This window comes from Paenibacillus thermoaerophilus (assembly GCF_005938195.1).
Taxonomy (GTDB): Bacteria; Bacillota; Bacilli; order Paenibacillales; family Reconciliibacillaceae; genus Paenibacillus_W; species Paenibacillus_W thermoaerophilus.
Window position 1 is genome coordinate 16,911 of sequence record NZ_VCQZ01000013.1, and the last position, 18,722, is coordinate 35,632.

At 59.2% G+C, this 18,722-nt stretch carries 21 protein-coding genes; 18 read left to right on the plus strand and 3 right to left on the minus strand.

The window, feature by feature from the left end; genetic code table 11:
• Positions 1-22 precede the first annotated feature (22 nt).
• The 7 genes from FE781_RS10390 to FE781_RS10420 all read left to right on the plus strand — a co-directional run bounded on the left by FE781_RS10390 (position 23) and on the right by FE781_RS10420 (position 5,138).
• A complete protein-coding gene (locus FE781_RS10390; RefSeq protein WP_138789564.1) occupies positions 23-937 on the plus strand; it encodes an ABC transporter ATP-binding protein in 915 nt (304 codons plus the stop codon).
• On the plus strand, positions 934-1,650 hold the full coding sequence (locus FE781_RS10395) for an ABC transporter permease (RefSeq protein ID WP_138789565.1): 717 nt from the start codon (positions 934-936) through the stop codon (positions 1,648-1,650). The genes FE781_RS10390 and FE781_RS10395 overlap by 4 nt, the downstream gene beginning before the upstream one ends.
• A gap of 3 nt (positions 1,651-1,653) precedes the next feature.
• A complete protein-coding gene (locus tag FE781_RS10400; protein ID WP_138789566.1) occupies positions 1,654-2,385 on the plus strand; it encodes an ABC transporter permease in 732 nt (243 codons plus the stop codon).
• 166 nt (positions 2,386-2,551) lie between these two features.
• Entirely contained in the window at positions 2,552-2,845 is a 294-nt protein-coding gene (locus FE781_RS10405; RefSeq protein WP_138789567.1) for an alpha/beta-type small acid-soluble spore protein, read from the plus strand.
• A 334-nt stretch (positions 2,846-3,179) separates the two neighbouring features.
• Positions 3,180-3,557 carry a CidA/LrgA family protein gene (locus FE781_RS10410; RefSeq protein ID WP_138789568.1) on the plus strand — a complete coding sequence of 126 codons (378 nt, stop codon included), beginning with the start codon at positions 3,180-3,182 and terminating at the stop codon, positions 3,555-3,557.
• Positions 3,554-4,252: an LrgB family protein gene (locus FE781_RS10415; protein WP_342774300.1), complete on the plus strand. Its 699-nt coding sequence runs from the start codon at positions 3,554-3,556 to the stop codon at positions 4,250-4,252. The genes FE781_RS10410 and FE781_RS10415 overlap by 4 nt, the downstream gene beginning before the upstream one ends.
• Before the next feature lie 88 nt (positions 4,253-4,340).
• Positions 4,341-5,138 carry an undecaprenyl-diphosphate phosphatase gene (locus FE781_RS10420; protein WP_138789569.1) on the plus strand — a complete coding sequence of 266 codons (798 nt, stop codon included), beginning with the start codon at positions 4,341-4,343 and terminating at the stop codon, positions 5,136-5,138.
• A 100-nt stretch (positions 5,139-5,238) separates the two neighbouring features.
• On the opposite strand, the gene FE781_RS10425 is transcribed toward FE781_RS10420, so the two are convergent.
• Positions 5,239-5,880 carry a LysE family translocator gene (locus FE781_RS10425; RefSeq protein WP_138789570.1) on the minus strand — a complete coding sequence of 214 codons (642 nt, stop codon included), beginning with the start codon at positions 5,878-5,880 and terminating at the stop codon, positions 5,239-5,241.
• 139 nt (positions 5,881-6,019) lie between these two features.
• Here FE781_RS10425 and FE781_RS10430 point away from each other — a divergent pair, with 139 nt between their 5' ends.
• The 9 genes from FE781_RS10430 (at position 6,020) to FE781_RS10475 (ending at position 13,132) form a co-directional block, all read left to right on the plus strand.
• The gene (locus FE781_RS10430; RefSeq protein WP_138789571.1) at positions 6,020-6,439 is read left to right on the plus strand and encodes a hypothetical protein; all 420 of its coding nucleotides are present in this window, start codon (positions 6,020-6,022) and stop codon (positions 6,437-6,439) included.
• A 415-nt stretch (positions 6,440-6,854) separates the two neighbouring features.
• Entirely contained in the window at positions 6,855-7,994 is a 1,140-nt protein-coding gene (locus FE781_RS10440; protein ID WP_138789572.1) for an amidohydrolase family protein, read from the plus strand.
• Between the two features lies 1 nt (position 7,995).
• Complete coding sequence (locus FE781_RS10445) at positions 7,996-9,024, plus strand: LacI family DNA-binding transcriptional regulator (RefSeq protein WP_138789573.1); 1,029 nt, start codon at positions 7,996-7,998, stop codon at positions 9,022-9,024.
• Positions 9,025-9,114: 90 nt separating this feature from the next.
• Positions 9,115-9,771: a hypothetical protein gene (locus tag FE781_RS10450; protein WP_138789574.1), complete on the plus strand. Its 657-nt coding sequence runs from the start codon at positions 9,115-9,117 to the stop codon at positions 9,769-9,771.
• Between the two features lie 125 nt (positions 9,772-9,896).
• Complete coding sequence (locus tag FE781_RS10455) at positions 9,897-10,274, plus strand: PH domain-containing protein (protein WP_138789575.1); 378 nt, start codon at positions 9,897-9,899, stop codon at positions 10,272-10,274.
• Positions 10,275-10,608: 334 nt separating this feature from the next.
• Positions 10,609-11,445 (plus strand): sugar phosphate isomerase/epimerase family protein, encoded by an 837-nt coding sequence (locus FE781_RS10460; protein ID WP_138789576.1) that lies wholly within the window; start codon positions 10,609-10,611, stop codon positions 11,443-11,445.
• 163 nt (positions 11,446-11,608) lie between these two features.
• Positions 11,609-12,385, plus strand: a complete 777-nt coding sequence (locus tag FE781_RS10465) for a hypothetical protein (protein ID WP_138789577.1) — start codon at positions 11,609-11,611, stop codon at positions 12,383-12,385.
• 112 nt (positions 12,386-12,497) lie between these two features.
• Positions 12,498-12,707: a hypothetical protein gene (locus tag FE781_RS10470; protein WP_138789578.1), complete on the plus strand. Its 210-nt coding sequence runs from the start codon at positions 12,498-12,500 to the stop codon at positions 12,705-12,707.
• Positions 12,708-12,922: 215 nt separating this feature from the next.
• The gene (locus FE781_RS10475; protein ID WP_138789579.1) at positions 12,923-13,132 is read left to right on the plus strand and encodes a hypothetical protein; all 210 of its coding nucleotides are present in this window, start codon (positions 12,923-12,925) and stop codon (positions 13,130-13,132) included.
• A 27-nt stretch (positions 13,133-13,159) separates the two neighbouring features.
• On the opposite strand, the gene FE781_RS10480 is transcribed toward FE781_RS10475, so the two are convergent.
• On the minus strand, positions 13,160-13,696 hold the full coding sequence (locus tag FE781_RS10480) for an RNA polymerase sigma factor (protein ID WP_138789580.1): 537 nt from the start codon (positions 13,694-13,696) through the stop codon (positions 13,160-13,162).
• Positions 13,697-14,201: 505 nt separating this feature from the next.
• Here FE781_RS10480 and FE781_RS10485 point away from each other — a divergent pair.
• A complete protein-coding gene (locus tag FE781_RS10485) occupies positions 14,202-15,950 on the plus strand; it encodes an ABC transporter ATP-binding protein (RefSeq protein ID WP_138789581.1) in 1,749 nt (582 codons plus the stop codon).
• A gap of 34 nt (positions 15,951-15,984) precedes the next feature.
• Positions 15,985-18,069 (plus strand): ABC transporter ATP-binding protein, encoded by a 2,085-nt coding sequence (locus FE781_RS10490; protein ID WP_138789582.1) that lies wholly within the window; start codon positions 15,985-15,987, stop codon positions 18,067-18,069.
• A 422-nt stretch (positions 18,070-18,491) separates the two neighbouring features.
• On the opposite strand, the gene FE781_RS10495 is transcribed toward FE781_RS10490, so the two are convergent.
• Complete coding sequence (locus tag FE781_RS10495) at positions 18,492-18,623, minus strand: DUF4023 domain-containing protein (RefSeq protein WP_138789583.1); 132 nt, start codon at positions 18,621-18,623, stop codon at positions 18,492-18,494.
• Positions 18,624-18,722 lie beyond the last annotated feature (99 nt).

An 18,722-nucleotide genomic window follows, 5' to 3' on the forward strand; every position in this document is an offset into this window, starting at 1 on the left:
GATGGTAACCGAGGTGATCGAGATGAACGAATGGATTCTGGAGACGGAACGATTAACGAAGAAGCTGGGCGGAAAAGCCGTCGTCAGCGATTTGAATCTTCAGGTGGGGAAGGGCGATATTTACGGTTTCCTCGGGCCGAACGGCGCGGGCAAGACGACGACGATCCGCATGCTGCTCGGACTGGCGAAGCCGACGTACGGAAGCATCCGCGTCTTCGGCAAGGATCTGCGGCGCGAGCGGCTGGCCGTGCTGCGCAAGGTCGGGTCGTTGGTGGAGTACCCGTCCTATTACGGGCATCTGAATGCGGTGGAAAATCTGGAGGCCGTCCGGCGCCTGCTTGGCGCGCCGAAGTCGCGCATCGACGAGGTGCTGGCGACGGTGCGGCTGACGAAGGATGCGAAGCGTCCGGTCAAAGGGTACTCTCTCGGCATGAAGCAGCGGCTCGGCATCGCCACCGCGCTGTTGGGGCAACCCGAGCTGCTGATTCTGGATGAGCCGACGAACGGTCTCGACCCGGCAGGCATCCTCGAGATTCGGGAGCTGATCGTCAGCTTGCCGAAGCAGCACGGGGTAACGATCCTCGTGTCCAGCCATTTGCTCTCGGAGATCGATCAGATGGCAACGCGCGTCGGCATCATCGCGAAGGGACGCCTCATTTTCCAGGATAGCATCGATACGCTCCGGAAACAGGCGTCCAGCCGAATCTGGCTCGGCGTAAGCGATCCCGAGCAGGCGTGGAAGCTCCTGCTTGCCAACGGCTATCAGGCGGATTGGGACCGCACGCAACTGACCGTGGACAGAACGTCGGACGAGACGGTCGCCGCGATGGTGGCGGTCCTGGTGCGCAACAACTTCTCCGTCTACCGGGTGGAAGAGGACAAAGCTTCGCTGGAGAGCATCTTCCTGAGTTTGACGGGCGGGGAGGGAAGCTTGTGATCAAGCAGGTATTGTCCGTCGAATTTCTGAAGATTCGCCGGAAAATGGTCTGGTTTCTGGTCGCGCTCGGACCGCTGGGAGTCGTCGGCCTGCAGGCCGTCAACTTCGGGCTCCGGTACGATTACTTGACGAAGCAATACGCCGACGACCTGTGGGGTGGGCTGATCGACAATGTGGGCATGCTGGCCGTGCCGACGCTGTTCGTCGGATTGGCGATCCTCGCGTCCATGACGGCCGGGATCGAGCATCAGACGAACGCCTGGAAGCAGACGTTGGCGCTGCCGGTGACGCGGTCGCACATATTCGCGGGCAAGTTTTTGCTGAACGTGATGCTGCTGTTCGTCTCCAGTACGCTGCTGGCGGCGGGCGCGATCGCGCTGGGGGCTTGCCTCGGCTTCGCGCTGGAGGATGTTCCGTACGGCCGTCTGCTGGAGCGGACGTATTACCCGTACTTCGCGGTGATGCCGTTCCTGGCGCTGCAGGTATGGCTGTCCGTCATCCTGCACAATCAGGCCGTGCCGCTGACCGTCGGCATCGCGGGAACGGTGTTCTCGATGTTCTCCGCCCGCTTCGGCGACTGGATGCCGTACAAATGGCCGTATCTGATCAACGAGGCGGACGAGCCGCTTATTTCCGCCGCCTCGGGCATCGCGCTGGGGGTTGTGATCCTTGTTGTTTCGCTTGTGCACTTTGCCCGGAAGGATGTGAAATAAGAGATGATTCGGATGTTCCGTTCGGAGTGGATGAAGATGCGGCGCACCGTCATCTGGCTGCTGGCGGTGGTCAGCCCGGTGCTGGCGGCGCTGGTCGGCGTTCTCAACGTGCAGGAGAATACTTCGGCCGACCGGACCTGGCTGGAGGCTTTGGGGATTATGGCCGTGCTGCACGCGATGCTGTTTCTTCCGCTGCTGACCGGCGTGTTCGCGGCGCTCGTCTGCCGCTTCGAGCACGCGGGCGGCGGTTGGAAGCAGTTGCTGGCGCTGCCCGTCACGCGGAGCCAGGTCTATCTGATGAAGTTCGTATTCGTCATGATGCTGCTCGCGATCACGCAACTGTTGTTTTTGACCGGGCTGCTGCTGATCGGCGCCGTACTCGGCTTCCAGGGCCCCGTGCCGTGGACGGATATTCTCCGCTCCGTCTGCGGGGGTTGGGTGGCCTGTCTGCCGCTTGCCGCCCTGCAATTGGCCGTCGCCACGGCTTGGCAGAGCTTCGCCGCGCCGCTGGCCGTCAACGTCGTCTTCACGCTGCCCAACATGTTGGTGGCGAACTCGGCGGACTACGGCCCCTATTATCCGTGGGTGCAGCCGCTGCTCGCCATGATGCCGGCCGGCCCAGACCGCTTCGGCGCGTTTCATGTGGCGGAGGTGTCGCTGTTCGGGGTGATCGGCGGCAGCTTTGTCCTGTTCTTGGTCGGGGGCTGGGCGTATTTCGCCAAAAAAGCCGTGTGACCGGGCGACGATGCGTCGTAAACGGCGGCAAACGTTCGGTGCGACGGCCGGAATGCGGCGGCCACTGCCGAAATTTTTCTGCGTGATTGGTTCGGCATCGTCCGGGGCATCTTAAAGAGAAGCGGGCGGCTCAGCCCAGACTTCAAATGCGCAAGGAGAGATACCGATGGCCAGAAGGAGCCGGAGAAAATTGGTGGTGGCCGGAGCGGAACGGGCGCTGGACGCTTTCAAAGCCGATGTCATGCGGCGGGAAGGTTATGCCGTCGACCCGAACCGGCCCGACGATGTCAAGTACGAGGTGGCGCGATCTCTCGGCATTCCCTTGCAGCCGGGGGGCAACGGCCAACTTACGACGGAGATGGCGGGGCATATCGGCGGCAGGATCGGCGGCACGATGGTGCGGGAGATGATCCGGCTCGCCCGGGAACGGCTCGCGCAGCATCCGCCCGGACGACCATAAGCAGGTGACGGCAGCGGGGCTGACGTTGACCTTGCGTTTTCGGACTATTCCCGAGTCGGAAGAACCGGCACTTGTGACATATTATTTATGATTTGCCGATAGCGATTCGAAAAAGCGCGGACAACCGACCTTGTGTTGGTTGGTTCGCTCTTTTTTTGCGAAGCTTTAAGCTGATTTTTAGCAGGCCCGGCCGTGCAGTCGGCGATTGAGGGGTATTCGAGGGCGGCACATTTCCGCATGCCGATGAAAGTCCCGCAATATGGTATAGTAGGGAGGACAGGCAGAGAGCGCGTGCGCCGGAGGACGGCGGCGCGCTACCGAAAGGAAGAGGATCATGAGCGGATTGGCGATTTTGTTCGGTTTTAACCTGCTGGGATTGGCGCTTGAGAAGGGGCTGCACATTCCGATCCCGGGCAATGTGATCGGACTGATATTATTCACCGCTTCTTTGTTTTTGAGGATCGTCAAGCTGGAATGGGTGGAACAGTCGGCTGCGTTTCTGCTGAAGCATATGATGCTGTTTTTCGCGCCGTTTGTGGTGGGTACTCTCGCCTTTTTCCCGATAATTCGGGAGAGTTGGCTGTCCACGATCGTCGCTCTGATCGGCAGCACGCTGATCGTCATGATGGTGACCGGATTTGCGGCCGGTTCGTTCGGAAGGGCGAAATCGGCCGCCGCCAATATGTCCGCAGAAAGAAGTTTGCATGAATGATGAACCTTCAAGCCGTTTATTCGCACCCGCTGTTTGGCGTGGCCGTCACCTTGGGCGCCTATGCGATCGCCTTGAAGCTGCATGGCCGGTGGAGGGCCCTGCATCCGCTGTTCGTATGCGCGGGCGGCATTGTTGTCCTTTTATTGCTGACGGGGATTCCTTATGAAAGCTACAACAAGGGCGGAGAGATTATCGCGTTTTTTCTGGGACCGGCCACGGTCGCGCTTGGCGTTCCGCTCTACAAGCAAGCGGCCGCGATCAAAAAGGATGTTCGGGCGATTCTCGCGGGCGTGACGGCCGGTTCCGTCAGCGGCATCGCCAGCGCCGGCTGTCTGATGTGGGCGCTGGGCGGAACGCGGGAATTGATGCTGACGATGATGCCGAAGTCGGTCACGAGTCCCATCGCGATCGAAATCGCCCGGCAGGCCGGAGGCATACCCGAATTGGCCGCCGTATTCGCGGTGTTGGCCGGACTGCTCGGCAGCATGATCGGCCCCGCTTTCCTGCGGGCGCTCGGCATATCGGCCGACGTGCCGCTGGGCGTGGCGATCGGCACGGCCGCGCACGGCATCGGGACGGGCCGGTTGATCCGGGAGTCCGAGCTTCAAGGCAGCGTCAGCGGCGTGTCGATGGCCTTGGCGGGAATAGTGACGTCGATCTTGTTTATCCCTCTTTATTATTGGTTGGCCCCCTAATTCGTCATTCGTTTGAATCCTCAGGATCGGCGGAAGAGAGAAGGGGCGGACGAGGACATACGATGGAATGATGGGAGAGGCGCAGCGCATGAATGACATAATCGTCGCGATTATCATGGGAGTCGTTGAAGGACTTACGGAATTCCTTCCCGTCTCGTCGACGGGCCATATGATCTTGGCCGGTCATCTGCTGAACTTCGAGGGTGACCGCGCGGATACGTTCAAAATCGCGATTCAACTCGGCGCGGTTCTGGCGGTATTGGTGTTGTACTGGCGGCGGTTCGCCGGTTTCTTGCGGATCTCTCCGGGCTTAACGCAGCGTCCCGGTCTCAACCTCATTCACGTTTCGCTTGGCGTGCTGCCGTTCGTCGTCGGCGGATTCCTGGCATACCCATTTATCAAAAAAGTGCTGTTCGGCCCGACGCCGGTGCTGATCAGCCTCATTCTGGGCGGCATCCTGATGATCGCCGCCGATAAGTACCGCCGAAAGGAGACCTCGGAGGAGGTGGACAACCTGACATACAAGCAGGCGCTCGGCATCGGGCTGTTCCAGTGTCTGGCCCTGTGGCCGGGCTTCTCCCGGTCGGGATCGACCATCTCCGGCGGCATGCTGCTCGGGGCGAGCCAGAAGGCGGCCGCCGAGTTCAGTTTTATCCTCTCCGTCCCGATTATGTTCGCGGCAACGGGCGTCGACCTGTACAAGAGCCGGGATCTGCTCAACCGCGACGACATCGTGCTCATGTTGATCGGCGGCGCGGCCGCGTTTATCGTCGCCATGCTGGCGGTCGTCACGTTCCTGAACGCGATGAAAAGGCTGCGCCTCTCGTGGTTCGCCTACTACCGCTTCGTGCTGGCGGCATTGTTCTTCTTCATCTTATACGTATAACGGTTCTTCGCCTCCCAACAGGGCTTGCGAAACGGGGCATCCAGATTTTCCGGATGCCCCGTTGGCGTGTCGGGCGCCGAGAGCGAACCCGGCGAACCGGTCAGAACAGGTCCCGCAGCCCGCCCAGAAAGACCTGGATGGCGAAATACAGAAAAAGCGCCGCCGAAGCGAGCGAGAAAAGGCGGACGACGGACCGGTGCGCGACCGATCCGGTCAGATGGCTCAAAACCGCAAGCAGGAGCGACCAGACCAGACCGGCGAGAAAGAATCCGCCCACGAACCAGTCCAAGGCGAAGCCTCGGAGCTCGAAACCCGCCACGATCGGCCCCGCAACCAGCGCGAACCAAGCGATGGAGGTCGGGGAGGCGACCGCGAGGCCGAATCCGGCGAGCCAGTCGCGGCCCGGAGAACGGTCGACCGCGGGAGCGCCGCCGGCGGACAGCGTCTGGGGACGCCAGGTCTCCTTCAGCATTTTGAACGTCAGATAGGTCAGCGTGACGGAGCCGACGGCCCACAGCAGCCATTTGACCCACCCGATTTGAAAGACGACGCTTACGCCGAACAGGGCCACCAGCAGATACAGCAGATCGCCGAAGCAGGAGCCGAAGCCGATCATAAACGCCGGCTTGGCGCCGCGCTCGATGCCCGCTTTTATGATCGCCATGTTCACGAGGCCAAGATCGAAGCATAACGTCAACGAGAATAAAAATCCTTGTATAAATGCGTGCGCGGGGTCGGACATCCGGTTAAATCTCCTCGATCTGTCGATTGCTTCTTAAGGATTCCTAAAAGAAGCGGGCTTGTCAAGAGGGCAGGCCGTCGGATGTCAAAGATGAAATCATGCGAAAACGCGAGAAAAACGGAGGAGGGAGAACGATCAAATGAAATCGAGGGTATTACTGATTCTAGTAACACTAATAATTATTTCTATTGGTACTTTCTATTTATTTTACATGCAATATCAACCAGATGGAAAGGTTAGAGGAGCAGAATCATTAAGGAATGCTGATAGGAATGTTAAGATCAAACAGATTTTTTCACAAATTAGTGATCCCGATTTATTTTCATATGGTGCAGAAATATATGTGAAGATGGAAAATCAAGAATCAAGCAGCCTACAGTTTGAAGAAGAACCAATGTTCGAAATAAAAAAACTATATCGGGATGAAGGAGAATTCCCTGATTTGACGGCAACCAAACTTCCTCCTGGTTCAAAAATATATAAAGTAGTGGATTCACCCAATCTTACTTTATTAGCAGTCTATATAAACGATCATTACGTATTGTACAAAAAGTATTAATAAATCAAGGGAGAACGGGCCTCAATAAGCGGAACAATCGTAGTGTTTGTTTCGCTTTTTTTGTATGCATGCGTATTCCGAAAATCCTTGGGCAAACTCGGGGGAGAAGACGTCAAAACCGCGCTCGATAAGCTGGAGGCCAAGTGGCTCGACAAGCTGCAGCCTTACGGCGACAAGGGCTACAATAGAGAGAAACGCCGCTGACGCAACGGAAGTCCGAAGCGGGCGGCAGGTTAAGCGAAGCGGTGATAGGGAAGGGCGATCGGGTTCGGTCGTCCTTCTTTTTTTGCGAGTCAGGGGGAGATCGTGCCGAAAAATATTTCGGAAACGTTTCCGAAAAAGGGTTTACAGTCCGGTCTGCGTTCCTATATGATAAGCCTAATATTGCAAACGCTTCCGAAAAGAGGGCGTGCCGATGAACAAGAGAACGGTCGCGGCAAGCTCGCTGGTTGTCGTGCTGGCAGCCGGCGCAGCCGTGTTGGGATTCCAGCTTTTCAGCGAGAGAGAACCCGACGGGGAGCAGGCGCTAGGGGCTGTCATCACGCCGGCCAAGGCCGATCCGCCCTCTTCGCCGTCGCCGGCTGCAAGCACCACGGAATCGAAAAGTCTGGATGAGCTCGTGGCAAAATACGGCGAACTGCCGCTGATCGATTCTCATAACCACGATGCGGCCAGCTATGCCAATCTCAGTAAACTGCCATTGCTGGACTACCAGGAAATCGACAAGCTGGTCCTGTTCGGCGACGTCTCCGAGCCGAGTGCAGTGTATACGGATCTGGCGGCTTGGGAGGCCTACAAGCGGAACCCGGACCGCATCATCCCGTTTTTCTCGGGAGTGAATTTGCTGGACGAATCCGGATTGGAGACGTCCAGGAATAATCTGGAGAAAGGCTACTTCGGTATTGGCGAGCTGGCCGCAGCGTCCACGAATTCCCCCGTATTGGCGAATGTGGCCTGGAAAACGCAGCATCCGATGGACGGCATCCTGCCGGACATGTATAAGCTGGCCGCCGAATACGACGTGCCGCTGCTGCTCCATATCGATCCGCCCAGCGGTTATCCGATGGACAAACTGGAAGAGGCGCTGCGCGCGTACCCGGAGACGACGATCATTTTTGCGCATGCCAATGCGTACAGCACGCCGGATAGAGTCCGTCGGCTCCTGGCGGACCATCCGAATCTGTATGCGGACTTTTTTGCGGGGTTCACGGCGTTTAATCCAGGCAGTTCGCACCAGCTTGAGGATTACGTGCCCGTGATGAAGGAGTTCCCGGACCGGTTCGTCCTCAGCACCGATTCCGGCTACGGGTTGGAGGGCGGATACCGGAAAGCGGTCGAGGCGATGTACCTGATGCTCGACGTATTGGGCGACGGCGAGCTGGTCCGCAAAATCGCGGGAGCCAACATGCAGGCGCTGATCGACCGGCAGATGGCGACCGAGACGCAGCTTGAGCAGATCCGCAAGCTGGACGAGGCGGCCGGAGTGAAACGGGACTTGTCCAAGCTGACCAAAGCGGAGGCCGGGAACATCCTGATCGAAGCGGGGAAGGCGTAGCATGAACGCCAAAGTATCGATCAAGGACATCGCGCGCGAGCTGGGTCTGGCGGCCAGCACGGTCTCCAGAGCCTTGAACGGGGTATACGGCGTCCATCCCGCGACGATCGGGCGGGTCCGGGCCAAGGCTCTTGAGATGGGTTACGTGCCCGATCTCGGAGCGAAGCAGCTCGTCGGCAAAAGCAGCGGGTTGATCGGGGTATTTATGCCGGAATTCGAGGCGGAGGCGACGCCGGAGATTTCTGAGTTTTTCCCGCCCTTGCAGCAAGCGCTGAAACGACTCGGCAAGGACGCCATCCTCTTCTCGGTGCCGCACGGCCGTTATGCCCCGGGACAACTGAGCGAGTGGGTGCGCATGCGCAAATTGGAAGGCTGCGTGTTCCTGCCCGCGTTCTGGCGGAGCCACCCGCTCATTCAGGACGCGCTGGAGCTGCGCGTGCCCAGCGTCAACTTCGGCGACGCGGTTGGCCCCGCCTGCTCGGCCGCCGCCTCCGGCGACCGCGAAGGCGGCCGGCTGGCGGGGCGTCTGCTGACGTCTTACGGACACCGTCGGATCGGCTATATCGATGGCCCGCCCCAACTGCCGATCTGCCGGGAGAGATACGCGGGCTTCGTCGAGGCGCTGGCGGAAGCGGGCATTGCGCATGCGCCCGAGCTTGTCCGCGCAGGAGACTTCAGCGGGGCGAGCGGCGCGCGGGCGGCGCTGGAGCTGCGGGGGACGAATCCCGGCGGGCTGACGGCGATCGCTTGCGCCAACGATCTGATGGCGATGGGCGCGATCATGGCACTGGCGCAGACGGGCGCAAAAGTGCCGGAAGACGTGTCGGTGATCGGTTACGACGGCGCATTTTTCACCGCGTATACGAATCCGCCGCTGTCGACCGTCCGGCACATCTCGGAGCAGATGGGCAGTCTCGCCGCCGAACTGCTCGCCGAGGTGCTGAACGGCGCGCCCGGCCGCCGGGTGATCGTGCCGCCCGCCTTGGTGGAGCGGGCTTCGGTGGCGATCGCGTCGTCAGTCGGGGGCTGAATCGGGAGATCCTGCGCGTTCGGAAATGGCCGCAGGCATGCGCCGTTCTCGCGCGAGGCGCCATCAACCATTCGAGGAGAGGACACGAGCATGAAACGACTGATTTACCGGGCGCAACTGCTGGAAGGGGGCGATGACGAGGGCGTCGCGAGGATTCGGGAGCTCGCCGGGGAAGCGCGCGAGCTGCTGCGGGACGGCAAGCTGATGACGATCGCGGTCTACCGGTGGCGGCGCCATGTCTTCCTGTATGCCGAGAGCGTGCGCGGAGAGTTCTCGCCCGATGAGACCTTCGGCGCCGCGGCCGATCGGCTGGAAGATTGGCCGGGACTGGAGCGCAAGCGCAAATGGGTGCCGATGATCGACGTGTTTCACTTCAACGAGCCGGCCGATGCGGAGCATTGGCGGCGCAAGACGCCGGTCGAACGGAGAGTGGGCCGGGTCGCGCATCTGAAGCCGGAGATGGTGGCGAGCTACATCTACTACCATTATCAGCTTCAGGAGGAGCGGGCGTTTCTCGGGGATAAATACGAGATTATCGCCATTCACGAGAACCTGCTGTTCGGCTACCAGGAGTTTCCGAAGGTGATCGAGGAGCCTGTTCTGCCCCGGAAGCTTCAGACGAAGGGGACCCCGGAGCCGTGGGAGCTGTCGCGTATGGATCTGCACTTCCAGCCTTGGGAGGACGGGCATCTGTATTTCAAACCGATTGAGACCGTGTTCGCCCTGTACGTTGGGGAGTTGGAATAACCGCCGCATCGGAAGCCCGGAAAGGGAAAGATTGTTCGGGTTCAATCATAAGCTGTAGGGAACTGGCATAGCTTGGGCGTGCTTGCGGCGCGCCCAGTCTAAAACCGAAGAATGGAGAGGATTCGATGGGACTGTTCGACGGATTGATCGGCAACGCCTCCGAGCTCGGCATGGAGGAAGTGCAGAAGGAATTCTCGCATCTGCTGGCCAAAGGCGAGCAATTCGAGAAGGCATACAAGCTGATTCGCGATCTGTTCATATTCACGAACAAACGACTGATCCTGGTCGATAAGCAGGGGCTGACGGGCAAGAAGATCGAGATTCATTCCTTCCCGTACAAGAGCATTACGCATTTCAGCATCGAGACGGCAGGAACGTTCGATCTCGATGCGGAGCTGAAGATCTGGATATCCGGCAGTTCGTTGCCGATCGAGAAGCGTTTCAACAAGAGCCTGAACATCTATGAGCTGCAGAGCGTGCTGGCGGAATACGTGATGAAATAACGCGGACCGCGCCCGATCCCGCTTGCGTGCGGCCGATGAAGCTGCTCGGGTTCGCGGCAGCGCGATATGGCGGAGCCCCCTTGGACGTGACCAGGGGGATTCTTTTTGTCCGCATGTTTGCTCCCGCCTTCACGCTGTGCATTGTCAGCCCCGGTTCCGCCTCGGTATACTGATGGGTAGCTGGAAATAAAAAAAGGAGGGGCGAGGGAGATGAAGCGACGCGGTTTGCGAATCGGCCTCGCAGCGGCATTCGCACGGACGTCCGCAAGATCGAGATCCATCTGGAACGGCCGTTGGTTGGATAATAGGGAGAACGGGACAGGAGGATGACAAAATGCGGAGAGGATTATCGAAAGCGGGACTCGGCCGTTTGGAGAACGAGGAACAATTGATCGAGCTGGCCGGAGCTTACGGGTTCGAGGCGGCGGATGCGGATGCGGTTACCCTGATCGAGCGGCATGGAGTTAATGGAGCCAAGGAATTGCTGACGCGGAACGGCGTGGAGTTGGGGGCGATCGGTTTGCCGGTGGAGTGGAGGCAGGATGAGCAGACGTTTTTGTCCGGCTTGCCCCAACTGACGCGGTCGGCCGCCGCCGCTGCCGAATTGGGCGGGACGGCTTGCTGCACGTACATCTTGCCGTCGACGGATTGGAATCCGGCGCACTTCATGGCGGTGGCGACGCGGCGTCTGCGCACATGCGCCCGCATCCTGGGCGCGTACGGCATCCGCCTGGGGCTGGAGTTCGTCGGGCCGCATCACCTGCGGACGCGCTGGAAGCATCCGTTCATCTGGACGATGGACGAGACGCTCGATTGGATCGCGGCGATCGGCGAACCGAACGTCGGCCTGCTGCTGGACGCCTATCACTGGTATACGACGGGCGGCACGGCCGAGGATATCGGGCGGCTGAAGCCGGAGCAGATCGTGCATGTGCACCTGAACGACGCGCCCGATGTGCCGGTCGCCGATGCGCTCGACAACGGCAGGCTGTATCCCGGCGAAGGCGTCATCGACCTGGGAACGTTCCTGCGGACACTGAACGGGATCGGTTACCGGGGCATCGTTGCCCAGGAGATATTAACGCAGACGCAGCCGGAGGAGAGCCCGGAAGAGTTGGCCCGGCGATCGCGCGCCGGCTTCGACCGGGCATACGCCGCGGCGGGGCTGTAAGGGTAAAAAAATCTGGAAAAACAGGGAACGTTTTTGCTCCCTTCTTCGTCGTAAAGATAGCGGCACAATCGATTGACGCTCTCTGCACCACATGTGTATGGATTGAAATGCCGATGCCAGCCGGCATTCATTCCAGCATAAAACCGAATCCGGGAGGAAAGACATGAGAAAAATCGTAGCAACTGTTTTATCTTTGTCTCTTGTCTTATCTGTGAGCGTTGCATCTTCGGCGCCGAACGAAGTTAAACCAGATTTTATTGCAGCTGCCGACCAGGCTATTATAACGTCCAATAACCAGGAGGATAAACTGGAAGATTTGCAGAAGTTAGGTTGGGAAGTTGTGGAACCCATTGTCAGCGATGAAATTGTCACTCCTTTGTCGACTTCTGGTTGTGGAAATGTAACGAATCAAGCTGTCTTAAAACATTGGGACGGCGTCAACAACCGTTATGTATACTTGATTCAGGCGAATTGGGACTTTAGCAACAGTTGTTCATTTGATAACGAATCCGATAAGGCTCCCGATATTCTGGCCATTGCCGTCGTAAATGCAAATGGGCAGCCCGTAGGCGTTCAGGGAGAGTATGCGCAAATTTATGTCCGGGATGAGGACGGCGACCATCGCCCCGCTCATGGCAACGTATCGGGAGCCAGCGGCTCGGGAATTGTCTATACAATTGATGATGTTGACGGTATCCTCGATAACATCGGTGATAACGGGGAAGCTTGGTTCTATATTCAGAAACCGTCCGGGTCCGGGCCTTTTTATATTCAATCCAGATGGCGCCATACCTGGGCAGACACAAAAATCACTCTGACTGGTGCTGGAATTACTTTTGGCAATCCTTCGCAACCTATTGGAATTATTGCAACATGGAATACAACGATAATTCCGTATTCATGGGATGTTTTTGATTCCGACTCGGTAGCGTTTAACTGACCGTTTCTTGTTCAGTAACAGCTTTTTCAAGCTGCTTGCACACAACAAAGTGGTCGTCGAGGGCTGCCGCTTTGTTGTGAACTACTATTGAGGAATTAAGGATGGTGACAGGATGGAAAGAATCGTGTTGCTGGTGGTTGCATTCGTCATGGGGTATGTTTTCATTGTCATGCCCATGCCGGTAATCCTGGTACATCATCAGATAGCTTCTTTGCCAAGGGACATTTTAAGCTTGGCCGGTCTGGCCATGATGATCTATTCCGCCGCCGAGATTGTGATGTCATTGATTCACATCCGGCGCGGCGGTAACGGGAAGAAATAGCCGGAGGCGGCGGTCCGGGAACGTGCTTCGGGTCCAGGGACGGCCGTTTTTTTCTGGAATTCCGCCGAGTGGGCAGCAGGCTCCGATAACAAAGTTCTGCGGAGCCCAGAGGGACGCGCTGCAGGGGTCCCCGCTCCCCCGTTTACAATTCGTCATTCTATGGGACGATCAGGGAACGATTCCGGTTCCTTCAGAAAAAAAAGGATGTGATATGGATGGAAAGAATCGTGTTGCTGGCAGTTGCTTTTGTCATGGGGTATCTGTTGATCGACATACCCATGCCGGAAATTTTGAAACTTGATTTTATCGGGAATATTTTAGAAAACATTTCGGGTTTCGTCGGTCTGGCCATGATGATCTATTCCGCCGCCGAGATTGTGATGTCATTGATCGACCTCCGGCGCGGCGGTAGCGGGAAGAAATAAGCGGACCCTGAGGCGGACAGGGGCCCGCTATCCCTCCATCTCCAGATGTTTTTGCAGCTTCGCTCTGAGCTTTTGTTTGGCTCGGTATATCCTGGACTTCAACGTCCCGACGCTGATGCCGACGGCTTTCGAAATTTCTTCGTCTTTGCAGTTGTGGATGAATTTCAAGATCAGGATGGCGTTGGTTTGCGCATCCAGCTTACCGATCTCCGCCCAAAGCACGCCGTTCAACCATCCCGCTTCCACTCCGTCCTCAACCGAAGGCGCCGATTCGGCATGGGAACGGAAGATTTCATCGTTGACTTCGACCGGAATGATCTTTCTGTTGCGGCGATACATATCGATGGCCGTGTTGGTCGCGATTTTGCCCAGCCAGGCTCCCATTTTATCCATATCGTCCATGGTGTCCAGATTCTTGAATGCCTTCAAAAAAGTCTCTTGCGCGATGTCTTTCGCCATCTCCTGGTCCTTGGTCATGTAAAACGCCGTCTTGTATACCTGGTGGAAAAACATCTCATAGATGGCTGCTTCCCGATTGGCGTATGTTTTCTTGGGAAAAATCATCAATGCCCCCCTCCCCTTGTCGCCGGTTGCGCAGCAACATCCTACATTGTACCAAAAATGTACATTTAATCCTACCGTCCCAATAGAACCCTTTGTTAAAAAATTCCCGGAAACCGGAAAAATTGGTTATCATGCCTGATTCCGGTTGACACCGCTTCCCGGCGGATGATAAAGTGGCAATAGATTTGAGCGAAGGGGGAGTTTATCCATGCACCACGACATGTATGCGGCGGTCATGCTTGCGCATGGCGGATCGTACGGTCATCATGGACGCAACCCATTCGCTCGGCGTCCGTCACGGGGGTGACGGCTCGGTAACGGCACGCAGGCGCATGGGTACGCTTCCGTATTCATGTGCCTTTAGAAGTTCGCGGTTCGCGGGGGAGGCTGCCCGCGAGCGCGAAAATCCCGGCAGCGAAGCTGTCCGGGCTGTTCGGAAGGCATATCGCTTGGGCGGTATGCCTTTTGTTGTTGCGGCGTCTGCATGGGGAGAGGGGTATAGCGCATGTTTGTCGTGTTAAAAAAACTGGCGTGGTTTTTCCGCGAGCACTGGAAGCGGTATACGGTCGCCATTCTGCTGCTTGTGATCGTCGGCATCATCGATATTGTTCCGCCCTGGCTGATCGGAGTGGCCGTGGACGGCATTCATCAAGGCACGCTGACGGGTGGCAAGCTCGCCGGGCTGTTCGTCTTCTGGGTCGGGCTGGCCCTCGCGAGTTACGTCTTGTCGTACATCTGGCATTATCAATTATTCGGAGGGTCGTTCCTGCTGGAACGGACGCTGCGGACTCGGCTGATGCGGCATTTCCTGCGCATGTCGCCGACCTTCTACGAACGCAACCGAACCGGCGACCTGATGGCGCGGGCCACCAACGATCTGCGGGCCGTATCCGCGACGGCGGGCTTCGGCATCCTGACGCTGATCGACTCGACGCTGTTCATGCTGGCGATCCTGATCGTCATGGCGGGTGTCATCAGCTGGAAGCTGACGCTGGCCTCGATCCTGCCTCTGCCGATCCTGGCGCTGGCGATGAAGCACTTCGGCGGCAAAATTCACAACCGGTTCATGCAGGCGCAGGATGCGTTCGGCCGGATGAACGACCGGGTGCTGGAGTCGATCGCGGGCGTGCGGGTCGTGCGGGCGTTCGTGCAGGAGGAAGCCGACAAGCGGCGGTTCAGCGACATGACCGACGATGTGCTTCGCAAAAATATCGAAGTGGCCCGGGTCGATTCGCTGTTTGAACCGACGGTGAAAATTTTGGTCGGCCTCAGCTACCTGATCGGCCTCGGCTACGGCGGCGCGCTGGTGTTCAGCAGCGAGATTACGCTGGGCCAGCTTGTATCGTTTAATGTGTTCCTCGGCATGCTGATCTGGCCGATGTTCGCGATCGGCGAGTTGATCAATATGATGCAGCGGGGCAATGCCTCGCTCGACCGGATCCAGGAGACGCTCGGCGTGAAACCCGATGTCCGCGAGGCGGAGAAGCCGGCCGACGTCGCGGTTCCGGAGACGATCGAATTCCGCGGACTGACGTTCCGCTATCCGTCGTCGCCGATCGACAATCTCGTGGGGATCACGTTCGCCGTCCGCCGGGGGCAGACGATCGGAATCGTCGGGCGGACGGGCAGCGGCAAGACGACGCTGCTCAAGCAGTTGCTGCGGGAGTATCCGCTCGGACAGGGCGGGCTGCTCGTGAACGGGGTGCCGATCGACCGGATTGCGCTGAAGCGCGTACGCGGCTGGATCGGCTATGTGCCGCAGAATCCGATCCTGTTCAGCCGGACGATCCGGGAGAACATTCTGTTCGGCGCCCATGACGGCGATGAGGCGGCGCTTGAACGCGCGCTGGAGCTCGCGTCGTTCCGCAAGGATCTCGAATTTCTGCCGGACGGCCTGAATACGCTGGTCGGGGAGAAGGGCGTCGCCCTCTCCGGCGGACAGAAGCAGCGCGTCAGCATCGCCCGGGCGCTGATCGCCGATCCGGAGATTCTCATCCTCGACGACTCGCTGTCGGCGGTCGATGCGAAGACGGAAGCGGAGATCGTCGCCCATATCCGCCGTGAGCGCGCGGGCAAGACGACGCTGATCACGACGCACCGCATGTCAGCCGTGCAGCACGCGGATTGGATTCTCGTGCTGGACGAAGGCCGCATAACGGAGCAGGGCACGCACGAGCAGCTGCTGGCGCTGGGCGGCTGGTATAAGGAGCAGTACGACCGGCAGCAGTTGGTGGAAGCGGTGGAATCGCCGTAGCGGATCGGATTCGGGAGAGGAGTGAAGACGGAGAATGACGACGGAACGACGGTTATGGCAATACGCCATGTTATACAAAAAACCGATCGTCTGGGCGCTGGTGCTGCTGGCCTTGTCGGTCTGCGCGGAGATGGCGGGGCCGTTCCTGGCGAAGCGCATGATCGACCAGAATATATTGGGTATCGAGAAGCCGTGGTACGAGGTCCGGGAAGGCGCGGAGGAAGACAAGTATGCGGTGGCTTACGGAGACGCCTTCTACAAACGGGAGGACCGCTGGGCCGAGGGAGAAACCCGGGGACGCGAGGTTCGCGTGCTGCAGGTCGGCCGCGACTATTATTTTGTAGGGGAGCCGGTGGCTTCCACGGACGGCGAGCGCAGCATCCGGGACGGCGGCTTCCTTACGATCGCCAAGGACGGGCAGAGCGCCTCGTATCCGGCGGCGAAGCTGTCCCGGGGCGAACTGCTGGCGTTTTTCAAGCCGGAAATCGGCGGGATGATGACGCTCGCGGCCGCTTATTTCGGACTGCTGGCGGTGGGGGCGGCGTTCGCGTACGGTCAGCGCTACCTGCTGCAGGTAAGCGCCAACCGGATTATCCGGCGGATGCGCGACGACGTGTTCGCCCATATCCAGCGTCTGCCGGTCCACTACTTCGACAATATGCCGGCGGGCAAGGTCGTCTCGCGCGTCACCAACGACACGGAGGCGGTCCGGGAGCTGTACGTGGCGGTGCTGGCGAATTTCTTCGCCGGGGTCGTCTATATCGCGGCCATCCTGGGGGCATTGTTCCTGCTGGATAAACGGCTGGCGCTGATCGCCCTGCCGATGGTGCCGATTCTGTACGTGTGGATTGTCGTCTACCGGAAGATCGCCGGCAGATACAACAAGGTGATCCGGTCGCGGCTCAGCGACATCAACGCGATGATCAACGAGTCGATCCAGGGCATGCCGATCATTCAGGCGTTCCGCCGGGAGAAGACGACGGAGGCGGAGTTCGGGGAGCTGAACGAGGACTTTTTCAAATACCAGAACAAGCTTCTCAATCTTAACTCCATCACCTCGCACAATCTGGTCAATCTGATCCGGAACGTGCTCTTCCTGACGGTCGTCTGGCTGTTCGCGGGCGGCTGGCTGGGCGCGTACGTGACGGTTGGCGTGCTGTTCGCCTTCATCGACTATATGAACCGGATGATGAATCCGATCGTCGGGATCGTCAACCAGCTGTCCAATCTGGAGACGGCGCGGGTGTCCGCCGGACGGGTGTTCGAGCTGCTGGACCAGCCCGGCGCGGAAGTGGCCGACAGCAGCCGCCCGAGGTTCCGGGGAGACGTGTCGTTCGAGAACGTGTGGTTTGCGTACAAGGAAGGCGAAGATGTGTTGCGGGGTATTACGTTCCATGCGAAGCAGGGACAGACGGTCGCGCTTGTCGGCCACACCGGCTCGGGCAAAAGCTCGATCTTGAATCTGCTGTTCCGCTTCTACGATACGGACCGGGGCGTGATCTCCATCGACGGCGAGGATGTGCGCACGATCCCGAGGCAGCAATTGCGCAAGCATATGGGCATCGTGCTGCAGGACCCGTTCCTGTTCACGGGCACGATCGCGTCCAACGTCAGTCTGGGCGATCCGTCCATCACGCGGGAGAAGGTGGAGCAAGCGCTGAAAGACGTCGGCGCGTACGACATGTTCATGAACCTGCCGGGCGGCCTCGACGAACCCGTCGTGGAGAAGGGCGCGACGCTCTCGGCCGGACAGCGGCAACTGATCTCGTTCGCCAGGGCGCTGGCGTTCGACCCGGCGATTCTGATTCTGGACGAAGCGACGTCCAGCATCGACACGGAGACGGAGGCGGTCATCCAGTCGGCGCTCGATGTTCTGAAGCGCGGCCGCACGACGTTTGTCATCGCGCATCGGCTGTCGACGATCCGCGCGGCGGATCAGATTCTCGTGCTGGACCGCGGCCGCATCGTCGAGCGCGGCAACCACGACGAGCTGATGGCGTACGGCGGCAAGTATTACGCCATGTACCAATTGCAGCAGGGCGGGGCGGAATTTTCGCGCGCGTCGGCGCGGCAGGAGGCGCGCCTCGCCGAAGCCGAAGCCGGCGCCGGCACCGACTGAGGGGAAGCCCGGGCGGATCGTTGGCGAGGCGTGACGCGGGTGGCGGGCTGTGGCGCCTCGCGCTTATTGGCGTGTGCGAGGAGGCCGGCGGGGCGGCGCTCCGGCGGCTTCGGACCCGAAAGCGGCACAAGGACTCTCACGATCCAGGAATCGGAGAGCCCTTGTGCCGCTTTTTGCCGCCGCAGCCGCGGGGCTTTTTGCGCCACGGGCGGTAGCCCTTGAGTCCGGGCCGCGTTGACAGGGGCGCGTTTGCAGTCGCGCCGATTCGGACCGGCGGCGGACGTACGGTCGGGGGATGGAACCGGACCTTGCGACAAACGGCTGTCGCCCGTTCGGCGAACAAGGCGACAGCCGTCTTCATGCGGTAAGGATGAAGGAAGCGGGAGGGCCCGTATTCCGCGAAGAGACGGAAGACCGTCCGCTTACTTTCCGGTGCCTTTTTGTTTGTTCGGAAGCTGCTTGCCGGGGTTGCCGCTGCCGCTTGCGGCCTTGTTTTTCTCCGCTTTCTGCTGCGTGTCGTGCAGCTTCGCGACGAATTCGCCGGTATCGGACATCTCGCATCACCCCCTCTCCGGCGGGATGCCGTTAAGGTGTCCGGAACGGAGGCGGATTATTTTCGGGGAGAGGGACAGGTTGACAGAAGAAAACGCGGT